19 protein-coding genes are annotated in these 20,286 nt (G+C 48.4%); 15 read left to right on the plus strand and 4 right to left on the minus strand.

Translation table 11 applies throughout. The features are described 5' to 3' along the window. The coding region (locus tag NO352_RS24675; RefSeq protein WP_289357005.1) for a methyltransferase domain-containing protein at positions 1 to 1,347 on the plus strand (1,347 nt) is incomplete at its 5' end. A gap of 100 nt (positions 1,348 to 1,447) precedes the next feature. On the opposite strand, the gene pfkB is transcribed toward NO352_RS24675, so the two are convergent. Both pfkB and NO352_RS24685 read right to left on the minus strand, forming a co-directional pair. Beyond that, on the minus strand, positions 1,448 to 2,389 hold the full coding sequence (gene pfkB / locus NO352_RS24680; protein ID WP_289357006.1) for a 1-phosphofructokinase: 942 nt from the start codon (positions 2,387 to 2,389) through the stop codon (positions 1,448 to 1,450). A gap of 20 nt (positions 2,390 to 2,409) precedes the next feature. Continuing rightward, a complete protein-coding gene (locus NO352_RS24685) occupies positions 2,410 to 3,279 on the minus strand; it encodes a class II fructose-bisphosphate aldolase (protein WP_289357007.1) in 870 nt (289 codons plus the stop codon). 90 nt (positions 3,280 to 3,369) lie between these two features. Here NO352_RS24685 and NO352_RS24690 point away from each other — a divergent pair, with 90 nt between their 5' ends. From NO352_RS24690 to NO352_RS24730, 9 genes are all read left to right on the plus strand, one after another. Further along, complete coding sequence (locus tag NO352_RS24690) at positions 3,370 to 4,428, plus strand: SIS domain-containing protein (RefSeq protein WP_289357008.1); 1,059 nt, start codon at positions 3,370 to 3,372, stop codon at positions 4,426 to 4,428. A gap of 136 nt (positions 4,429 to 4,564) precedes the next feature. Further along, complete coding sequence (locus tag NO352_RS24695) at positions 4,565 to 5,356, plus strand: DeoR/GlpR family DNA-binding transcription regulator (RefSeq protein WP_163974282.1); 792 nt, start codon at positions 4,565 to 4,567, stop codon at positions 5,354 to 5,356. A gap of 531 nt (positions 5,357 to 5,887) precedes the next feature. Further along, a complete protein-coding gene (locus tag NO352_RS24700) occupies positions 5,888 to 6,370 on the plus strand; it encodes a PTS sugar transporter subunit IIA (RefSeq protein ID WP_262866371.1) in 483 nt (160 codons plus the stop codon). A 59-nt stretch (positions 6,371 to 6,429) separates the two neighbouring features. Next, positions 6,430 to 6,690, plus strand: a complete 261-nt coding sequence (locus NO352_RS24705) for an HPr family phosphocarrier protein (RefSeq protein WP_005543238.1) — start codon at positions 6,430 to 6,432, stop codon at positions 6,688 to 6,690. A gap of 44 nt (positions 6,691 to 6,734) precedes the next feature. After that, positions 6,735 to 8,468, plus strand: coding sequence for a phosphoenolpyruvate--protein phosphotransferase (gene ptsP / locus NO352_RS24710; protein ID WP_268621317.1), 1,734 nt, complete (start codon positions 6,735 to 6,737; stop codon positions 8,466 to 8,468). 249 nt (positions 8,469 to 8,717) lie between these two features. Next, positions 8,718 to 9,575, plus strand: a complete 858-nt coding sequence (gene glcT, locus NO352_RS24715) for a glucose PTS transporter transcription antiterminator GlcT (RefSeq protein WP_268621319.1) — start codon at positions 8,718 to 8,720, stop codon at positions 9,573 to 9,575. 210 nt (positions 9,576 to 9,785) lie between these two features. Continuing rightward, positions 9,786 to 11,231, plus strand: coding sequence for a PTS transporter subunit EIIC (locus NO352_RS24720; protein ID WP_005543235.1), 1,446 nt, complete (start codon positions 9,786 to 9,788; stop codon positions 11,229 to 11,231). Between the two features lie 281 nt (positions 11,232 to 11,512). Further along, the gene (locus NO352_RS24725; protein ID WP_289357009.1) at positions 11,513 to 12,196 is read left to right on the plus strand and encodes a helix-turn-helix transcriptional regulator; all 684 of its coding nucleotides are present in this window, start codon (positions 11,513 to 11,515) and stop codon (positions 12,194 to 12,196) included. An 18-nt stretch (positions 12,197 to 12,214) separates the two neighbouring features. Beyond that, positions 12,215 to 13,081 carry a J domain-containing protein gene (locus NO352_RS24730; protein ID WP_289357010.1) on the plus strand — a complete coding sequence of 289 codons (867 nt, stop codon included), beginning with the start codon at positions 12,215 to 12,217 and terminating at the stop codon, positions 13,079 to 13,081. A gap of 112 nt (positions 13,082 to 13,193) precedes the next feature. Here the strand turns inward: NO352_RS24730 and NO352_RS24735 are convergent, their stop codons facing one another. Continuing rightward, a complete protein-coding gene (locus NO352_RS24735) occupies positions 13,194 to 14,510 on the minus strand; it encodes a glutamate-1-semialdehyde 2,1-aminomutase (RefSeq protein ID WP_289357011.1) in 1,317 nt (438 codons plus the stop codon). Between the two features lie 15 nt (positions 14,511 to 14,525). Beyond that, positions 14,526 to 15,560: an LCP family protein gene (locus tag NO352_RS24740; protein ID WP_289357012.1), complete on the minus strand. Its 1,035-nt coding sequence runs from the start codon at positions 15,558 to 15,560 to the stop codon at positions 14,526 to 14,528. 181 nt (positions 15,561 to 15,741) lie between these two features. Here NO352_RS24740 and NO352_RS24745 point away from each other — a divergent pair, with 181 nt between their 5' ends. The 5 genes from NO352_RS24745 to bcp all read left to right on the plus strand — a co-directional run bounded on the left by NO352_RS24745 (position 15,742) and on the right by bcp (position 20,012). Continuing rightward, complete coding sequence (locus NO352_RS24745; protein ID WP_171418509.1) at positions 15,742 to 16,854, plus strand: ABC transporter ATP-binding protein; 1,113 nt, start codon at positions 15,742 to 15,744, stop codon at positions 16,852 to 16,854. Beyond that, positions 16,847 to 17,641 carry an ABC transporter permease gene (locus tag NO352_RS24750; RefSeq protein WP_005543229.1) on the plus strand — a complete coding sequence of 265 codons (795 nt, stop codon included), beginning with the start codon at positions 16,847 to 16,849 and terminating at the stop codon, positions 17,639 to 17,641. Before NO352_RS24745 ends, NO352_RS24750 begins: the two co-directional genes overlap by 8 nt. Positions 17,642 to 17,646: 5 nt before the next feature. Beyond that, positions 17,647 to 18,432, plus strand: coding sequence for an ABC transporter permease (locus NO352_RS24755; RefSeq protein ID WP_005543228.1), 786 nt, complete (start codon positions 17,647 to 17,649; stop codon positions 18,430 to 18,432). A 142-nt stretch (positions 18,433 to 18,574) separates the two neighbouring features. After that, entirely contained in the window at positions 18,575 to 19,225 is a 651-nt protein-coding gene (locus tag NO352_RS24760; RefSeq protein WP_289357013.1) for a hypothetical protein, read from the plus strand. A gap of 307 nt (positions 19,226 to 19,532) precedes the next feature. Then, entirely contained in the window at positions 19,533 to 20,012 is a 480-nt protein-coding gene (gene bcp / locus NO352_RS24765) for a thioredoxin-dependent thiol peroxidase (RefSeq protein ID WP_005543226.1), read from the plus strand. The last annotated feature ends 274 nt before the right edge of the window (positions 20,013 to 20,286 follow it).

The raw sequence follows: 20,286 nt of genomic DNA on the forward strand, positions 1-20,286 counted from the left end.
GTACATCCACTTGGATGCTCTGTGCTGCCGCTATCCTATATGGACTTGGTTATGGAAGCCTTCAGCCGGCATTTCACCGCTTGCCGGACACGCGCCGTTCGCTACGCAGACGGCGCAATGGATACAATCGGTGCGTACGTGGTGCAGCGCACCGTCTACAGATATCCCCCATTACCACCACATCAATGGGGAAGGAGGGCAGGAATGAACGGGAAGCAACAACAGGTTGAACATACCGAGCGATTTCAGGGAGCAAACGTAGACAAAAAGCTCGTACAACGGCGATTTGACAAACATGCCAAGGAGTATGACAGCTATGCCGAAGTGCAGCGTATGATGGCGGATGAGCTTGTAGAGCAGATTCGCCGCACCGTGGAGCTCGCACCTTTGCGGGGGGCATGTCAAGGGGCTGTGCTGTCTGCCCATAAGTCTGCTTCAAAATATGTCCCTAAATCCGCTTCAAAGTCCGTTCCAAAGTACGCTCCAAATTCTACTTATCCATCCCTTCATCCTTATCCCCAAGGCAGCCATGCGGCTGAATCGATACAGAGCGGCGGCGAAATACCTCGCACCATGCGCATCCTTGATGTAGGATGCGGGACAGGGATGCTGTCAGAGCAATTAGTGCAGGTATTCCCCAACGTAGAACTTACATTGATTGACCTCTCGCCGCGGATGCTGGAGCATGCCTGTACGAAGCTGGAACGAGCGGGAGTATCACTTGACAGGGTGTATCCCATAGCGGCAGATGTCGAGGCATGGCTCGATGAGATGCAATCACAGATGAAGAAGCCAACCTTCGATTTGATTGCATCGAGTGCCGCCTTTCAGTGGTTCAATCATCCAGCTATTACCGTCCAGCACATGCTTCGATTGCTTGCGCCTGACGGAATGCTGGCGTTTTCGACCTTTTTGCCGGGGACGGTGAAGGAACTGCATAAGTCCTTCCGTCAAGCTGAAGCTGCGCTAGGGATCCCATTTGTTCCGCGAGGCCAGTGTTATCCGAATCAGGATGATTGGGTGTCATGGCTTATGAATAGCAAAGAGTGCAACAAGGATCAAACAATCAAATGGGAGAGCAAAAGCTATTGCTGCACGTTTCCAGACGTGCATGCAGCGCTTGCGCAGGTGAGACGGGTTGGTGCTGGAAATGCGGTTCATAGCGAGCAAGGGAATGGAGCGGAGAGTGGGGACAGAAAAAAAGGAACGAGCCATCGAACATTGATGCAAGCCATGAAGCGAGCATATATCGATACCTTTCAACAGGAGAATGGCCTTATTCCGCTTACCTATGAGGTCGCTTATTGCCTTGTTCAAAAAGGCAAAGTGCTTGCGCCAATCCTGTAGGGGAGATTAAGTAACTTTTGCTGATTCCGCAAATAAAAAAGTCGTGTAGCTTTGGCCGTTAAAACGGAGCGCACGACTTTTTTACTTAATGATACAAGCGTTAAAGGAATGAAGATAATGGTGTAACCTGTATCTCGCGAAGCAGCGACTCTACGTCAGCCATCCTTACCATACCTGCTGAGGGCATAAGCGCATTGGCTGTGCCGCAAGCTGCGCCAAGCTTTAACTTTTCTTCAGGAGATAAACCGCGACGATCCGCCACAACGAGACCAGCCACCATGGAATCGCCGCTGCCGACTGCATTCACGGCTTCCACACGAGGAATGGACACGCCATATAACTGTTCTTCGCAGCCAGCGAGCGCACCTCGTTCCCCTAGGGAGACAATGACATTGTCGACTCCGTTTTGCATGAGCTGCTGTACAGCACGCACAATCTCATCCTCACTGTCAGCTAGTCCGCCTGTTAGCTTCGTAACTTCATGTTCGTTCGGCTTAATCAAGTAAGGTCGACTTTGAATCCCTGCGATTAACGCATCGCCGCTTGTATCGAGAACAGGAATTGCACCCTGACCGCGAGCGATGTCGATGAGTTCTGCGTATAGGTTCGTGCCACAGCCCTTCGGCAGACTCCCCGAGAAGACAACATGTGAAGATTTTGCCGCAAGCTCCTCAATCTTGGCCTTCATCGCGTCTATTGATTCCGGGGTGATCGATGGGCCAGCCTCTAGCAGTTCCGTCTGTGTGCCTCCCGTTGGATCGATGATGTTCAGGCAGAGACGCGACTCTCCGGGAACGGAGATGAAGTCTGTTCCAATGCCTTCCTCTCGAAGCATACCCGTGATTGCCATCCCATTGTAGCCAGCTACGAAGCCTGTAGCCGTTACCATTTCTCCTAGGGCATGGATAACACGAGCGACATTGATGCCTTTGCCTCCCGCTGTTGCGAGCGTCTGGTCGACCCGATACAGCGCATTGCTGTTGAAGCCGGGAATGTAATAGGTCTTATCAATCGCTGCATTTAGGGTAACCGTTGTAATCATTTTTGTTCCTCCAATTGCCATTAGCGAACGGCGTTTGCCTTGCCGATGCATCCTGCCATTTCCATTTTGCGAATCGCCAATTCCTTTACGGCGTGTTTCGCTGGCACCATATATTTACGTGGGTCATTCTCATTTGGATTCGCTGTGAATACATCTTTGATTGCATTCGAGAAGGCGATGCGCAGCTCAGTTGCAACATTCATCTTCGCCATGCCCTGCTTCACGCAGCGCTTCACCTGCTCCTCAGGGATGCCGGAGCCGCCATGCAGAACGAGCGGTACGCCGACTTGCTTATATATTTGTTCCAACCGATCGAAGGCAATTTTCGGCTCGCCTTGGTATATACCGTGTGCAGTTCCAATGGCAGGGGCCAATGTAGGAACACCTGTAACTTCTACGAATGCAGCGCACTCCTCTGGAACAGCCAAACGCGCATCTTCTTCCTCGACGACGATGTCGTCCTCCACGCCGCCAACTTTGCCCAGTTCCGCCTCAATATTGACGCCTGCAGCGAGCGCTACTTTCACAACCTCCTGCGTGCGGCGAACATTCTCTTCATAAGGATACATCGAAGCATCGATCATGACAGACGTATAGCCTGCGCGGATGCATTGAACGAGAAGCTCATAATCCGTACAGTGATCCAAATGCAGTGCGATCGGGACAGAGGCTTGCTTCGCTGCTGTCTGAGCAGCGGCAACGATATATTCCGGTCCTAAATGCTTAACCGTTCCTACCGTCGTTTGCAAGATGAGCGGTGTATTCGTGTCCTCGGCTGCTTCTACGACCGCTTGCAGCATTTCTAGTGTATGTACATTAAATGCAGTAATTCCGAAGTCTTGTTCACGTGCAGCTTGAAGCATGGATGTAGAGCTGATAAGATGTCCCATTTCCGTAACCTCCTGCATATAAATGATTGAAACGATCATAATTATGATTTATAATTTCATTAAGTTGATTATAAGGGAGGAAATTGTGAGATGTCAAACCAACTTGATACACATACGTACCGGGAAATCAGCGAGCAAGCGGCGGCGCTCCAGGCGGCTTGGGATCAGCTGCACAATCAGAAGGATTGGGTAGATCAATATATAGGCAACGATCAATTTGAAGAGGTTATATTCATTGGTTCCGGCTCTTCCTGGTACCAGGCAATGACAATGGTGGCTACATACCGCAAGTGGACAGGGAGAAGTGCGGCTGCGCATCCATCCTCTGATCTGTTCTTGTTCCGTGAGCAGACCGTAACGCCATCGAAGAAAACTTTGCTCGTCGGGGTGTCTCGTTCTGGTGAATCCCATGAGGTCATTCTGGCGCTGGATTCAGTCAAGGACTTGACGCATTGGACAACATGCGGCATTACATGTCATCCGAACAGCAAGATGGCGCAAATGACGCCATGCCTCGTATCTCCACTAGGTGCAGAGAAGAGTACGGTTATGACGAAATCGCTCAGCAGCATGACATTTATGATGCAGGCGGCTATTGCACTTGGTGCGGGGCGCGAGAAGGAATTGGCCGAGCTGCAGGCAGTGTTGCAATCCAGCAGTGCGTTCGTTACAATGGCGGATGAAACGACATCTGCGTGGGTGAACAATCATCAATTTGAGAAAACGATATATTTGGGCATGGGGGCGCTGTATGGATTGGCTCTTGAAGCTTGTTTGAAGCTGAAGGAAATGACCTATATGTGGACAGAGGCATATGGAACTCTGGAATTCCGACACGGCCCGAAGTCGATTGTGGAGCCGGGAGCGCAGGTCGTATTGCTCTTGTCGGAATGTGCTCGTGCTTATGAGCTCAAGGTAGCGGAAGAGATGAAGCAGTACGGAGCGACGATTGTGATTGTAACGGCAAAAGCGGGAGCCGACACGGCATTCGCAGATAAGGTCATTGAGCTTGGCCATGTGGATGCGTGCGATGAAGCGCGTGCGGTGTTGTACCTGCCTTTTGTTCAATATAACGGATATTATACAGCGATCAAGCGGGGCTTGAATCCGGACGATCCGCGGAACCTGACGCAGTTTGTATCTATTTAATGTAGGCGAGTTGTTCTGGTCTGGAATTTGAGAGCCAAGGACTATAAGCAGCTGGCGCCTTTCGTTAGGATCGCGTTTCATCATAAGAAGCAAACCCCGACACAGGTATGAATATGGAACGGATGGAGTGTAACGCATGAGTGAATCGTTATCCAAGGGTGAATTGCGGCGCCAGCAAATTTTGCAAGTGATGAAGCAGAATGGACGCATTACGATAGCAGAGATTATTGAGCGGTTCGAATGTTCAGAAGCTACAGCGCGACGGGATTTGGATTTAATGGAGCGCAAGGGGGAGCTGATTCGTACGATTGGCGGAGCATTGCTTGAGGGGCCGGGCACAGTGAGAGAGGTTTCCTTCGATGAGAAGAGACAATTGCTGTGGCTGGAGAAGGAAGCAATCGCTAGACGAGCCTTGGACTTCATTGAAGAAGGCGACAGTATTTGCTTGACCGGGGGAACAACTACATTCCTGCTTGCCCGGTTATTGAAGCAGCGACAAGGCATTACCGTCGTGACGAACGCTGTAAATATTGCGATGGAGCTGTCAGACTGTGAAGGAATACAGGTTGTCGTGATTGGCGGCGTTATGCGCAGCAACAGTTTCGAGCTGTGCGGGCCCTTAGCGGAACGAACAATTGAGCATTTGAATATTGAAAAATTATTTATGGGCATCGATGGCTTCTCCATAACCAAGGGCATTACAACGTACTCGGAGCTGGAAGCGCAAACGGCCCGCATGCTGATGCGCCAAGCACAGCAAACCTTTGCCGTATTTGACCATACGAAGGTAGGCAAGGCCTCCTTATTTACGGTTACTTCTGTTGAAGGATTGACAGGATGCATCACTGACAGTCCGCTGCCGGACGATATGACCAGCAAATTGCTGAAAGTAGGCGTTTCTTGCTACTACGCAGAACAAAGCGAATAAGCAATGATGTCCCGTAATGAATCTCGGATTGTACATAGTAGGGAAAAGTTGTGCATATGCAGTTTGAAACGTTATGGCGAGAGCTGCGTATGAATAAAATAAGATCATAATCGACCATAAATCATGTGGTGCATTTGCGGCATTTGTGGATATAGTGGGTATATATGTAATGTAGTCATAATGAGGTGCGGACGGTATGAATTGTATCCAGAACGCACATCTTATGGATACCGCATAACTCAGCAGCCATTTGAGGAAGGTGCGAATCGACTAGATTTCACCAATAGCCCGCTCGCTTGCATCCCGCGCAGCCACCATGATACAATGGGTGTGAATTTTACACAGGAAGTTAGCGTGTTACTAGTACGACTAGGCATGAGCTAAGCGGCCGTTCACGGGGGTGAACTGCATGCTTTAGCGCATGCCTTTTTATTTTCTCACAAGAGAAATTGGCATTTTTTTCAAACGTCATAACGACAAATACAATGACGGACGAAAGTTCACATGGTTAATTACAAGGAGGAACTCAATATGTTTGGTTTTGGTAAAAAGAAAAAGAAAATTTCCATTACAGCACCGATTACAGGTCAAGCAGTACCATTGGAGCAAGTACCGGATCCAGCATTTTCACAAAAAATTATTGGTGACGGTATTGCTATTGAGCCAACAGAGGGCGTATTCGTCTCTCCATTCGACGGTCATGTTGTGCATTTGATCGACTCTCACCATTCCTTGGTTCTTGCGCATGAGTCCGGCTTGGAATTGCTTGTTCACATCGGCGTGAACACAGTATCCTTGCAAGGTAAGCCATTTAAGCCGCATGTGAAGTCCGGTGACAAAGTGAAAAAAGGCCAAACGCTTATCGAGTTCGATATTGCACAAATTAAAGAAGCAGGTCTTCCAGTTATTACTCCGATTATTGTCGCGAACGGCGACATTGTCGCTGAGTTGAAAGCGAACACAGGCAATGTAAAAGCAGACTCCGATGAGCTGTTGGAAATTGTATTGAAATAGATTGTTTTTTTAAAGAAGAAAAACGCATTCTACTACACATGAGAAGAGAGGGCATAACAATGGAAAAACAATTTACAATTAAAAACCCACAAGGTATCCATGCTCGTCCAGCGGGCGCAATCATGAAGAAAGCTGCCGAATTCGCAGGCGAGCAAATTACAATCGAATTCAACGGCCGCAAAGTAAGCGCAAAAAGCATCACGGGCGTATTGACGCTTGGTATGAAAGCTGGCGACACCGTAACCGTATCTGCGGAAGGCGAAAAGGCTGCTGAAGCAGTTGAAGCGGTAGGCGCAGTAATCGAATCCGTATTGGACTAATAGATTCAGTAAATCATTAACGCGGAAAAGGAGTGGAGGAACCGATGCTACTTCAAGGTATCCCAGCTGCATCCGGTTACGCCATCGGTCAAGCTTTCATCCTTGAACACGATACGTCCGAGGTAGAGCGCAAGCAGATTGACGATGTGCAGGCAGAAGCAACTCGTTTGCAAACAGCTGTACAGTTGGCGATGAACGAACTGGAACAGATTAAAGAAGATACTGCAAAAAAATTAGGCGAGCATCAGGCTGAAATTTTTGCTACACATATCCTTGTGTTGCAGGATGAAGAGTTTATTGGACAGGCAATTGAAAAGATTCGCAGTGAGAAAGTCAATGCAGAGTTTGCTCTATCGGAAGTGACTCAGCAGCTGGTTGACATCTTCAGCAGCATGGACAGCGAATATATGCGTGAGCGTGCGGCGGATTTCCGCGATGTAAGCAAGCGTGTATTGGGTCTGTTGTCCGGCAAGAAATCTGCTTCTCTGAATGATTTCGAAGAGGCAGTTGTGCTGTTCGCGCATGATTTGACTCCTTCCGATACAGCCCAGCTGGATCGCAGCAAGGTAGCAGGCTTCGCGACGAACATTGGCGGACGTACTTCCCACTCTGCGATTATGGCTCGTTCGATGGAGATTCCTGCAGTAGTGGGCTTGCAGGATGCTACATCTACCGTTAAGAACGGCGACATGATCATTCTCGATGGTTCTAGCGGCATTATCCTCATCAATCCAGATGCGGATACGGTTGCGACTTACCAAGAGAAGAAAATGAAGTTCGAGAAGCGTCAGGAAGAAATGAAGCTGTACAAGGACAAACCTTCAATCACAGCGGATGGTCACGAGGTTGAGCTCGTGTCGAACATCGGTAACCCGCAAGATGCGCTTGGTGCGCGCAATAACGGTGCTGAGGGTGTTGGCTTGTATCGGACGGAATTCCTCTACATGGGTCGCGACAACTTCCCATCTGAAGAGGAGCAATACAACTCTTATGTTGCCGTATGTGAAACGCTTGGTGCAGAAAAGCCTGTCGTTATCCGCACATTGGACATTGGCGGGGACAAGGAGCTGCCTTACTTGCCGCTTCCGAAGGAAATGAACCCATTCCTCGGCTACCGTGCGATTCGCTTGTGCCTGGATCGTAAAGATCTATTCAAGACACAGCTTCGTGCAATTCTTCGCGCGAGTGCGAAAGGCAATATTAAGCTGATGTATCCGATGATTTCGACGATAAGCGAGCTCCGCGAAGCGAACGCAATCTTGGCGGAAACCCAAGCAGAGCTGGATGCAGAAGGCATTGCTTACAATAAAGAGATGGAAGTCGGCATGATGATCGAGGTTCCGGCTGCGGCAATTATTGCAGATCAGCTGGCAAAAGAAGTTGACTTCTTCTCCATCGGCACGAACGATCTCGTTCAGTACACGATGGCTGCTGACCGAATGAACGAGCAAGTATCTCACTTGACTCAGCCATTCAATCCAGCCGTTCTGCGCTTGATCAAGATGGTTATTGATGCTGCGCATAAGGAAGGCAAATGGGCCGGCATGTGCGGCGAAATGGCCGGCAACTTGAAGGCTGTTCCAATTCTGCTAGGCCTTGGCCTGGATGAGTTCAGCATGAGCGCAAGCTCTGTGCTTCCGGTACGTGTGCTGCTCAGCCGCTTGAACCGTGAAGAAATGCGCAAGCTTGCGGAAGAAGCACTGATGCTGGAGACGGCTGAAGAGATTCAAGTTCTGGTCGTTGACCGCGTATCTGCAGTTCAAGAAATGTCTATTTAAAATATAATGGATGATGCAATTGGGGGAGGATCAGATTCTCTCTTGGCTGCATCATCCTTTCCATATGTGTCTATAAAATGACAAAGAATTATTATTCTGCAATTTTCGTACATATTCGACAAAATTAGATTTATTTCGTTGACAAGGATTGTAGATTCACCTAGAATAAATGATACAGTTGACGCAGAATCGAAAACGTTTTCAAAATGGGATCTTCGATGTGCACTCTCAGGGGAAAGGAGCCTTACTTTGTCAGAACAACGTCGCTTTGAAATCGTACGGGCATTAAGCAACAATGTCGTATTGGCAAACGATGTGTTGGCGAACAAAGAAACCATTCTTATGGGTAAGGGGCTCGGCTTCGGCGCAAAGCCCGGAGGTTCGCTGGAGATGGGTGATACACGAATCGAGAAGACTTTTGCGATTGAAGATAAGCAGCATTTATCGCAATATCAAATGCTGCTCGAACAAATTGATGCAGAAGTCATTGTCGTATCGGAGAAGATTATTTCGATGGTGTCGGAGCAGTTAACGCCGGATTTAAACGAGCATATTCATCTCGCATTGCCGAGCCATATTGAATATGCGCTTTATCGTCTTCGCAACGATATTGCGATTGAGAATCCGTTTCTATGGGAAATTCGCACATTGAACCCGAAGGAATTCGAACTTGCTTCCCAAGCCGCTGAGCTGATCGGGAAGACGTTCGATGTTGTAGTACCGGAAGATGAGATTGGATTTTTGACAATCCATATCCAATCTGCCGTTGCTCATGTCCCTGTCGGGAGCTTTGTACAATACAATCATCTGTTGAAGGATTTGGTTGCTCTTATCGAACGTGAACGGAGCAGGGCCATTCCGAAGGACAGTATTGATTACTTACGGTTGATAACGCATTTGCGCTTTGCGATGGAACGCATTCGCCAAGGGGAGGCGACGAAGAACCCATTCCGAGAAAATTTGAAGGATATGGCGCCCTATGAATTCAGCGTAGCACAGAAATGTGCAGACTTAATGTCGAAGAAGCTGGAGATTGAAGTCCCCGAAGATGAAACGGCATACATCGCAATGCATTTATATCGCTTGTTCCATAAAGATTCAGAATAAAGCCATACAAGCGTGTTACTAGTTCGACTAGGCATGAGCTTGCTGAGAGACAACATCCAAGGCAATTTGGGATGTCGGCTCGTCGCAAGCTCATGCTTTTTTTATTTTCTCTAATGCGCTTTCATTTGGGCGATGGAGATGACAGGTCGAAGCATAAATCTTTGACCTTTTATCCATACTTTACTTATTCACCACAAGGAGGAACGACACATGCTAGCCTTTTTGCAAAAAATTGGTCGTGCATTGATGCTTCCGGTAGCAACTCTTCCGGCGGCGGCAATTTTACTTCGATTCGGCGCTATTGACTACGTGAAAGATTTTCACATGGGCGCTGCAGGCGAGTTTTTGAACCATTATGTAGCTCCATTTTTACTTGCAGGTGGGGATACCATCTTTAAACAATTACCGCTCATATTTGCAGTAGCCATTGCAATAGGATTAGCGGGAGATGCAGTTGCTGCATTAGCGGCTGTGCTTGCTCATATCATTCTTATGAAAATATTGGAGATCACTCCTGGTATTTTCAGTTTCATCCCAGATGACTTGAAATTGGATATGGGTGTATTAGGCGGTATATTAGCAGGATGTTTGGCTGCCTTTATGTACAACAGGTATCATAATATCAAGCTGCCTGATTGGCTAGGATTCTTTGGCGGAAAACGATTTGTTCCGATGGTAACATCCGTTTCGATTATTATTATCGGTCTTGCTTTTGCGATTGTTTGGGGTCCGGTACAACAAGCTATCGATTCATTTGGTAACTGGGTTGTTGGTTTAGGTGCAATCGGTTCTGGCGGCTTTATGCTGGCTAATCGCTTGCTTATTCCAACAGGCTTGCATCATATCCTTAACAACATTGCTTGGTTCCAACTCGGTACATTTACAGATGCCGCTGGCGAGGTCGTGAAGGGTGATATTACTCGTTTCTTCGCAGGAGACAAGTCGGCTGGTATGTTTATGACAGGTTTCTTCCCGATTATGATGTTTGCTTTGCCTGGTGCAGCACTTGCCATTATTCACACTGCACGTCCTGAAAAACGCAAAGCTGTAGCATCGATCTTTATGGGAGTTGCATTTGCTTCTTTCTTAACAGGTGTTACAGAACCGATTGAGTTTGCGTTCATGTTTGCAGCTCCAGTATTGTTCGTAGTGCATGCTGTGTTGTCCGGTATCTCCGGCGTAATTACAGCATTGTGGGGAATCAAGCACGGCTTTGGTTTCTCGGCAGGGTTTATCGACTATGCACTGAACTTCCCGCTTGCGACTAAGCCACTGTTGCTCATTCCAATCGGTATTGCATACTTCGTTGTTTATTACTTCTTATTCCGCTTCCTTATCGTGAAGCTGAACCTGAAGACACCTGGACGCGAAGTAGAGACAGAGGAGTCTAATGCGGCAACAGCCAGTGCAGCTAATAGCACGATCAAAGAAAAGGCTGTTAAGGTATTGGAAAATATAGGTGGAAAAGATAACATCATTACAAACGAAGCTTGTATTACTCGTCTTCGTCTGACGCTGAAAGATGACAGCTTGGTTAACGAGTCTGGTTTGAAAGCGTTGGGGGCAGCAGGCATTATGAGATTGGGCAAAGGCAACGTACAAGTTGTATTCGGTACCCAGTCTGAGCTCTTGAAGGAAGAAATTAAAAAGCTGTAAGTACCCTCTTGGTTGGTACATTCAAATAAGCCAGATGGCAAGGCAGAAAGCCAGCGGATTCGTTCCGTTGGCTTTTTTCGTATTTCGATGAAGCAGGCAATAAAGCTGGGTGTATATCTGTTTGAGGAAACAAAGTTGATCTAAGGAAAAATATTTTCTATACTATACGTGAATCGAGCGTAAATCAAACCGCTGTTCCAGACCGAAGATAAGGAGATGGTGGAATTGGGACAAAGGAAAAGAATAGACCCGCATCGCCTGCAAGTTAGGGAGGCTGTAAGATGACGATTACGCAGCAGGCCAATATGATTAATCATTCAGCCCGTCGTAATATTTTATTGTTTTTAAAGCAACAGGGAACAGTCGGGGTGCCCGCTATCGCGAAGCACCTTCAACTATCGGCTATAGCCGTTCGCAGGCATTTATATGCGCTGCAAAAGGGCGGGTATGTACACGCTCATTTGATTCGTCAGCAGCTAGGAAGACCTACTTATGAGTATAGTTTGACCGATAAAGCAAGCATGCTGTTCGTCAGTGCATATGATGCGCTGATCATCGATATTCTTGAGCAACTGCAGGAACAGTCCGGTGAAGATACGGTGGAGCAGCTTTTCCATTATCGCAGGCAGAAGCAAGAGAAACGGTATGCTCCGTTATTAAATCAAGCCACCTTAGAGGAACGTATCTGTGCATTGGCAGCACTACAGGATAAGGAAGGCTATATGGTTAGATGGGGCAGATGTGAGGACGGAAGCTATTGGCTGGAAGAGGCCAATTGCCCGATTTCGCAAGTTGCGGCTCAGTTCGGTTCTCCTTGCAGATGCGAGCAGTCGATGTTTGCCACGGTGCTTCATGCGGATGTCGATCGGATGGAATGCATCGTGGAAGGCGGTACGAAATGCATGTTCCGTATCGTTGAGCCAGTTCCAGGAGGACTGCTTGAGAGACCTGAACCGGATGTGTAAGGATACAGGCACCCAAGCATGAATCAATTTAGTGTAGGGTTGAAGCTTGCTGGGGAAAGGAGCATGATGATGAAGCGGAAGGGTGAACAGAAGGATGCCGGAGTTGAGACAACAGTCGGGATCAAGAGTAATGAAAGCAATAAAGATACAGAAGGTAATAAAGCTATAGAAGTTACGGATCCTTATCTGATTTCCATTGTAAATGCATTAGAGCAGTTGACAGAGTCTTGGTCTGTTAAGCTGAAGAATGGCGGCATCAAGCTTCAGCTTGCCGTTCAAATCGGCTCCAGCCTGAACGTAAGCCAACAGGAGTGGCTAATGGAGTTTCTTCAGGACTTTCATGTTCGGGATCAGGAAATGCCGAAGGTGCTGCATGCCTTTGCTGCCGAGATACCGGAATGGGCGACCCGGCAAATTCTTCAGCTTTTCCGCAAAGCAGAGCGTGTGAAGGCTGTGCTAATTACTCGAAATGATGTTATGGAGCAGCTTGAACAGCGAATGAGGCAAATGGAGTATGACTTCTGGCAGGGCATGCTGCCTACAGATGAAAATGAGCTGGAGCGCGTGCTTTCAACATGGCTGCGGGAACTGGCTGCATGGGAGGAAGAGGCATCTCGTGAGAGGAATACATACAACCGAACCTATGGAGACAGCTCGCGTTCAACAGGGAACGCACCATCCGCCGCTAAGGATTTGTCCTTTCATACGCTAATTGGTGTCCCTGAAGAAGCGGATGCGAAGCAGGTGAGGAAGCAGTCCCGCAAGCTGCTGCGGGTGCTGCATCCCGATCACGGCGGGAGCGCGTATTTGTTCACATGGGTAAAGGAAGCATACGACATGTATCAAGCAAGTCGGCTTCGTCGAGAAAGTCACACTGCACGATGATAAAGAAGAAGCGCCCCGACCTGTGCTTATTGCATTGGTTGGGGCGCTGTGCTATAACGGATCTGTTTTAGATGATAGAAATAGCTCTTTGTTTATTCGTCTCTTCGCCGAACTAGTCTCTCATGCGGCGGAATGCTTCGTGCGCGGCTTCAATCGTACGCTCGATGTCTTCCGGGGTATGCTCGGTAGTCAGGAACCATGCTTCGTACTTCGAAGGTGCAAGGCAGATGCCTTGGTCAAGCATATGACGGAAGAATGCGCCGAATGCTTCACCGTCCGTTTCCTGTGCTTCTGCATAATTCGTGACCGGATGATCGCAGAAGTGCGTTGAGAATGCGCCGCGAATACGGTTGATTGTAAGCGGTACGCCATAACGGTCAGCACCTTCTTGAATGCCGTTCGTCAGACGGATCGCCAATTCCTCCATTTGCTCGTATACGCCCTCTGCTTGTAGAACCTCCAGACATGCGATGCCGGCAGAGATCGAAGCAGGGTTGCCTGCCATTGTACCTGCTTGGTATGCAGGGCCTAGCGGAGCTACTTGCTCCATGATGTGCTTGCGTCCGCCATAGGCGCCGATCGGCAGGCCGCCGCCAATGATTTTGCCCATTGCCGTCAGATCCGGCTCAATTGCCGCGAAGTCAGGGAAGGCGCGGTATGTTTGGGCAGAGCCGTAATGGAAGCGGAATGCACTGATAACCTCATCATAAATAACAAGCGCCCCGTATTCGCGAGCGAGCTTGCACAAGCCTTCAAGGAAGCCCTCTGCAGGCATAACCATGCCGAAGTTGCCGACGATAGGCTCGACCATAACGGCAGCCACATCGTCTCCCCAATGCTCCAATGCTTCCTTCAAGCTGCCAAGATCGTTGAATGGAACTGTAATGACTTCGTTAGCAATCGTGGTTGGAATCCCAGCACTGTCTGGAATGCCAAGTGTAGAAGGACCAGAGCCTGCTGCAACGAGCACGAGATCCGAATGTCCGTGGTAGCATCCAGCGAACTTAATAATCTTCGTTCGCTTCGTATAAGCGCGGGCTACGCGGATTGTTGTCATAACCGCCTCGGTGCCCGAGTTGACGAAGCGGACTTTATCCATGGACGGAATGGCTTCCTTCAGCATCCGAGCAAGCTTGATTTCAAGCTCGGTTGGCGTGCCGTACAGGGTGCCGTTCTGTGCTGCCCGAACGATAGCCTTCGTTACATGCGGATGGGCATGGCCTGTAATGATAGGGCCATAGGCAGCTAGATAGTCAATGTATCGATTGCCGTCAACATCCCAGAAATACGCGCCTTGTGCGCGTTCCATGAAGACGGGAGAGCCGCCTCCGACTGCCTTGAATGAACGGGAAGGGCTGTTGACCCCGCCTACGATATGTTGGAGCGCTTCTTCGTACAATTGTCCCGAACGGTTCCGATTCGTTGTCATGTTGATGAATCCCCTTTATTGTGTAATAGTTTCAGATACGGAGGGCTTGTCTGTGACCTCCAAAGCTTCTTGAATGTATAGCTTGAGCTTATTGTCGTCCATGACCTTGAGCACGGCTGCATTGTTGATCCGCGCATCGGCAACATTGTCCATTGGCGGAAGCTGATGACTCGCTCCAATCGTGCTGTCATAGCCCAGGGCAGCCAGCTTCACGATGTCATCTGCCGATAGGTTCGTTTCCACATAGGGCGACACTTCCTTAATGAGAGAGGGGAGCTGGAGCAGGTTCCAAGTCGATTTAAGCTTATCAGCCACTGCCCCGAGCAGCTCGCGCTGCCGTTGGGTACGGGCATAGTCGGACATGGCATCATAGCGGAAGCGGGCATACATGAGCGCTGTTTCCCCGTTCAGCAGTTGCTTTCCTTTTTTCAAATCAATATCGTATTGGTGCTTATCTGCCTTGCTCGTATATTTCATATCCTTCTCAACTTCAAATTCCACGCCGCCGAGAGCGTCAATGAGCTTGATAAATCCAACGAAGTCTGTATACACATAATATTGAATGTCTAGTCCCGTTAAGGTGCTTGCCGTCTTCATTGCTAGTTCCGGCCCGCCGTAGGAGAGGGCGGCATTGAGACGATCCTTGCCGAAGCCAGGAATGTCAACGTATGTATCCCGCAGAAGGGAGAACAGGTTGGCGCGCTTCGTCTTCGGATCGAAGGAGGCGAGCAGAATCGAGTCTGAACGGGGCACTTCATTGGCTTCCAAGCCACGAGAGTCTCCGCCCAGCAGCAAAATATTGACTCGCTCCTCTCCCTGCCATTTGGGAGGCTCGATATTAACCTTCTCCGGCACACGGTGCACAACAGGAGTGAAGCGGGATGCTTCGGGCGGCTTTTGCAAAGTGCTCAAGCTGCTGTACATGGACCAGATATAATAACCGGCGCCTGCCAGAAGGAATACACAAACAGAGATAAGGGCATGCTTCCAATACTTTTTCAACATATGTATCGTCCTTTCCGCATCCGGCGGCAAAGCGGCGAGAATCATGATGTCGAATCCGGTGCATTCAGCATTCTTTCAAGTCGTCCTACGTGCTATAGTAAAGGTTATGGGCAAATGCTCCGCATCTTGTCTAACCAATTATAGAATTTTTACAGAATCGAATCAATTGAATGAGTTGTACTCGCGTATCGGGTCAATGATCAGGGAAAGGGTGACTGAATCATATATGAACGCCATTGATGTGCAGGATTTGCGCAAAACGTTCCAAGTACAAAAAAACCGCGATGGATTGAAGGGGGCCTTGCTTGATCTATTTAAGCGGGAATACAACGAGGTCATGGCAGTGAAGGATATTTCCTTTACGATTCCGCAAGGGGAAATATGCGGATATATCGGGGAGAACGGAGCTGGCAAGTCGACAACGATTAAGATGCTGACTGGTATCTTAGTACCTACGGCTGGGGATATTCATGTAAATGGCTTCATCCCGCATAAGGAAAGGGAGAAGTTCGTTCGCGGCATCGGCGTTGTATTCGGGCAGCGAAGCCAGCTATGGTGGGATATTGGGGTCATCGAATCTTTTCGGCTGCTGCGCAAGGTATACCGCGTTCCAGAGAAGGAATTTAAGCAGCGGCTGGATGAGCTGGTCGAGCGTCTTTCCTTGCAAGAGCTGCTGAACCGGCCTGTACGGAAGCTGAGCCTTGGTCAGCGCATGCGCTGTGAATTGGTGGCATCCCTGTTGCACCGGCCTTCCGTGCTGTTTTTGGATGAACCGACGATTGGCCTCGATATCGTTGTGAAAACGGAAATTCGGGAGTTTTTGAAGCAGCTGAATGCAGAGCATGGAACAACGATTTTGCTGACTACCCACGATTTGCAGGATATCGAAGCTCTATGTACGCGTGTCATTATGCTCGATGATGGGCGCATTATTTATGACGGCGGATTGGACACGCTCAAGTCTACGTGGGGCAAGGGACGAGAGGTTCGTTTCCAATTTGCGAAGCCTATGCGAGCGGGTGATGTTGAGGCGCTTACTTCCGGCCTTGACGTGGAATGGACAGTTGAATCTCCTTATGAAGCGGGGGTTCTTGTGCCATTTGCCACGAATGTATCGGATGTCATAGGACGAGTGGTTGGCGGTGCGTCGATATCGGATTTGAGCATTATTGAGACGAATACCGATGATATCGTTCGTGAGATTTACAAGGCGGGCACGGCTGAGAAGCCAGAAGGGCTAAGCCCTCTCTTGTCCATACAATCGAAGGAGCCGGAGACAGACGACGCTGAGCGCAAGGAAGAGAACGACAAGGAGAAGGAAGCGGTGACTCATGGCTAGCGCATATCTTGAATTTATCCGCATTCGCTTCCTGTTGATGCTGGCTTACCGAGTTAATTACTATTCCGGTATTCTCATCTATACGCTCAACATCGGCGTGTATTATTTCACCTGGCAGGCGATTTACGGCGGACAAGGAACACTTGCAGGCTTTACGGCTGACCAGATGACGACTTACATCGCGGTTTCTTGGATGGCGCGCGCCTTTTACTTCAACAACATGGATCGTGATATTGCCATGGAAATTCGAGATGGCAGCGTAGCGATCCAATTTATTCGGCCTTACAATTACCTATTCGTCAAGCTGATGCAGGCGTTCGGCGAAGGCTTGTTCCGATTGCTGCTCTTCATGGGGCCGGGTATGGTCATCGCATGCATTCTTTTCCCAGTGAAGCTTCCGCAGGATCCGAAGCAGTGGGCGGTATTCGGTGTCATGCTGTTTATGAGCTTCCTGATTAATTCACAGTTGAATATGCTGACGGGATTGACGGCCTTTTTCATCGAAAATAATGAGGGCATGATTCGTATGAAGCGGGTTGTCGTCGATTTGTTCTCCGGTGTTATTGTACCGATCAGCTTCTTCCCAGGCTGGCTGCTCGCGTTGAATGAATGGCTGCCATTCCAAGCGATCACGTATTTGCCGAGCTCTGTATTTACAGGCAGAGTGGCAGGAGATCAAGTGTGGGCAGCGCTCGGCATCCAATTGCTGTGGGCGGTAGTGCTCGTTATTCCAATTGTGCTGCTGTGGCGTTCCGCGCGCAGACGCTTGTTCGTGCAGGGAGGTTGATCACGATGTATTACTTCGGACTTGTTAGTGAGTATTTGAAAAACTATATCAAAACACGCCTTACCTATCGTGCAGACTTCTGGATAGAGATCGCATCGGATCTGCTATTTCAGGTCACGAATTTAATCTTCATCTTCATCGTCTTCATGCATACGCCGACATTGGCTGGCTGGACGCGTGATGAGATGGTGTTCGTCTATGGCTATTTCATGATTCCATATGGCATATTTAGCTGCTTCTTCAATTTGTGGGGGTTCAGTGAGCGATATATCGTAAAGGGGGAAATGGATCGGATATTGACGCGTCCAGCGCATAATCTATTTCAGATTCTCCTTGAAAATGTAGATCCCCCCTCCATTATCGGTTCTATCGTTGGTGCAATCATGATGGGCATATGCTGGAACAGGCTAGGTCTCGACTTCGGCATCATGGAGCTGCTCATGCTGTTCGTGATGCTGATCGGATCGGTGATGCTGTACTTCGGCATTTATTCTGCACTAACATCGATTTCATTCTATTCGGATGCGCCGACAGGCATTCTACCGCTCGTGTGGAACATTCAGAGCTATGGCCGTTATCCGTTAACGATCTACAATCGGTTCATTCAAGTGCTGCTCACATGGATTCTGCCATTCGCATTCGTGGGCATCATTCCGGCCTCCTACTTCATGAAGGACAAGGGACTGCAGCAGATGGCGCTCCTGACTCCGGTTGTGGGGGTTATCTTCTTCGCCCTTGGGTTAACGCTGTGGAACATCGGTGTTAAGCGATACCGCGGGGCGGGATCTTAATCGAATAGGTTATCGCCTTCCAATTCAGCAATGGGTTTGGAGGGCGATTTTTTTGTTTTCACCGAGATATGAGGGCAGGATAAAGGTCGCGTTTGCACAGGAGTCGAATTAAGAAATAGAAGAAGTAGAGGGAGGCAAGGGCATGTACCGAGAAGTAGTTAGATTGAAGCCAATCATACATCAAGTGATTCATTTTAGTGCATCGATTCGAGCATGGGAGATAGCGAATGATACGCGTATAGAAATGGGGCAGTATGTATCAGAAGAGAATGGCAGTCATGCAATCCGAGACCACCAGTACGAGTGCAATAATCTGCTTGAGCCGTATATGAAGCTGTTGATTAGTCTGACGAGAGAGGAGCTGGCGCTGATTCTAACCGTATTCCGCATTGGCTCCTCTGAACGAGGGTATCATTATGAATCTCCCGAAACTGGTCCAGCGTTGATTATGGTTAACAGATATGATATTCCAATTCATGCAACGTCAGAAGAATTGCTGCTTCGCTACAGTAAATATTTCAGATACCATACGAGGGAGCGGATGATTGAATTTCTTTCGAGGCATGGTGAAGTTTCTGAACAATTATCAGAGGGATTACTGGTGTTGGATCAACATGCAGATCCGCAAGGAGAAGACTCTGTTTTAGTTGAAATCATAGTAGCGCGCCACATTATTACTTATATCGATGTTCCCAAGTGTGTAGGGGAGAACATCAAGGCTTTGTCAGGTGAATTTTTAGATTTTTTGCAAAATATTACGGGGAATCATCCATTTAGGCAGCATAATGAGTGAATCGAATTTGGGGAGCTCTCATATAAGGGGTATATCAATGTGTATGGGGCAGAGGACTTTATCGACTGGCTCAATGTGGATCGATACGGCAGTGAAGTAGCCAAAATTGTTGAAGTGACAGAGGAAACGCCGCTATTTACGATCTATTTTTAGTCAATGGAGGAGTATGCTGTTTCCTATTGGTAATGATATAGAGAGGTATTTTCTTAGTGGGATAGCTTGATCATTTTTGAAAAAAAGAGTGGGGGATGATAAGCTTAAAGCAATAGAACGGCAGTCTTGGCTGCCGGGAAGGAGCCTCATACGAATGACACAATCCACTCAAGTTGAACTTGGACAAGTGACCCCTGAATTTACGCTGCCGGCATCTACCGGACAGGAAGTGAAGCTGAGCGACTATCGGGGAAAGAAAGTCGTGATTTATTTCTATCCGAAGGATATGACGCCAGGCTGTACACAGGAGTCATGTGATTTCCGTGATTATCATGGAGATTTTGAGAAATATGGCGCCGTCGTACTGGGCATTAGCCCAGATCCGATCAAGTCGCATACCAAATTTATTGAGAAGCACAGCCTGCCATTTACGCTGCTGTCTGATACGGAGCATGAAGTAGCGGATCTGTTCGGAGTATGGCAGCTTAAGAAGATGTACGGCCGCGAATACTACGGCATTGTTCGCTCGACCTTCCTCATTGATGAAGAAGGCAAGCTCATCAAGGAATGGCGGAGCGTGAAAGTGAAAGGACATACGGATCAAGTGCTGGAAGCGGTGCGCGAGCTCGTATAACGTCGCTTCATCTATATAGGAAGGGCTGCCCCCATCAGGGGAGCTACAAATGAATATGTCCGGCAAGTAAGGAAAAGACGCTTCCAAAACCATGGAGCTCTTCTCCATGGTTTCAGTTTAATTTATTTTTTCTTGCTTTGTTTTTCATACTTGGGGATCATTATAAGCAACGTAAATAACCCGAGAGGGGCACTCTTAAGTGTCCATCTCTCGGGTCACAGTTCACCAATAGCCTATTGGAGTTATCTTCATTGTTTTTTCTTGAATTTTCTTA

Source organism: Paenibacillus sp. S-12 (assembly GCF_030363895.1).
GTDB lineage: Bacteria > Bacillota > Bacilli > Paenibacillales > Paenibacillaceae > Paenibacillus_B > Paenibacillus_B alvei.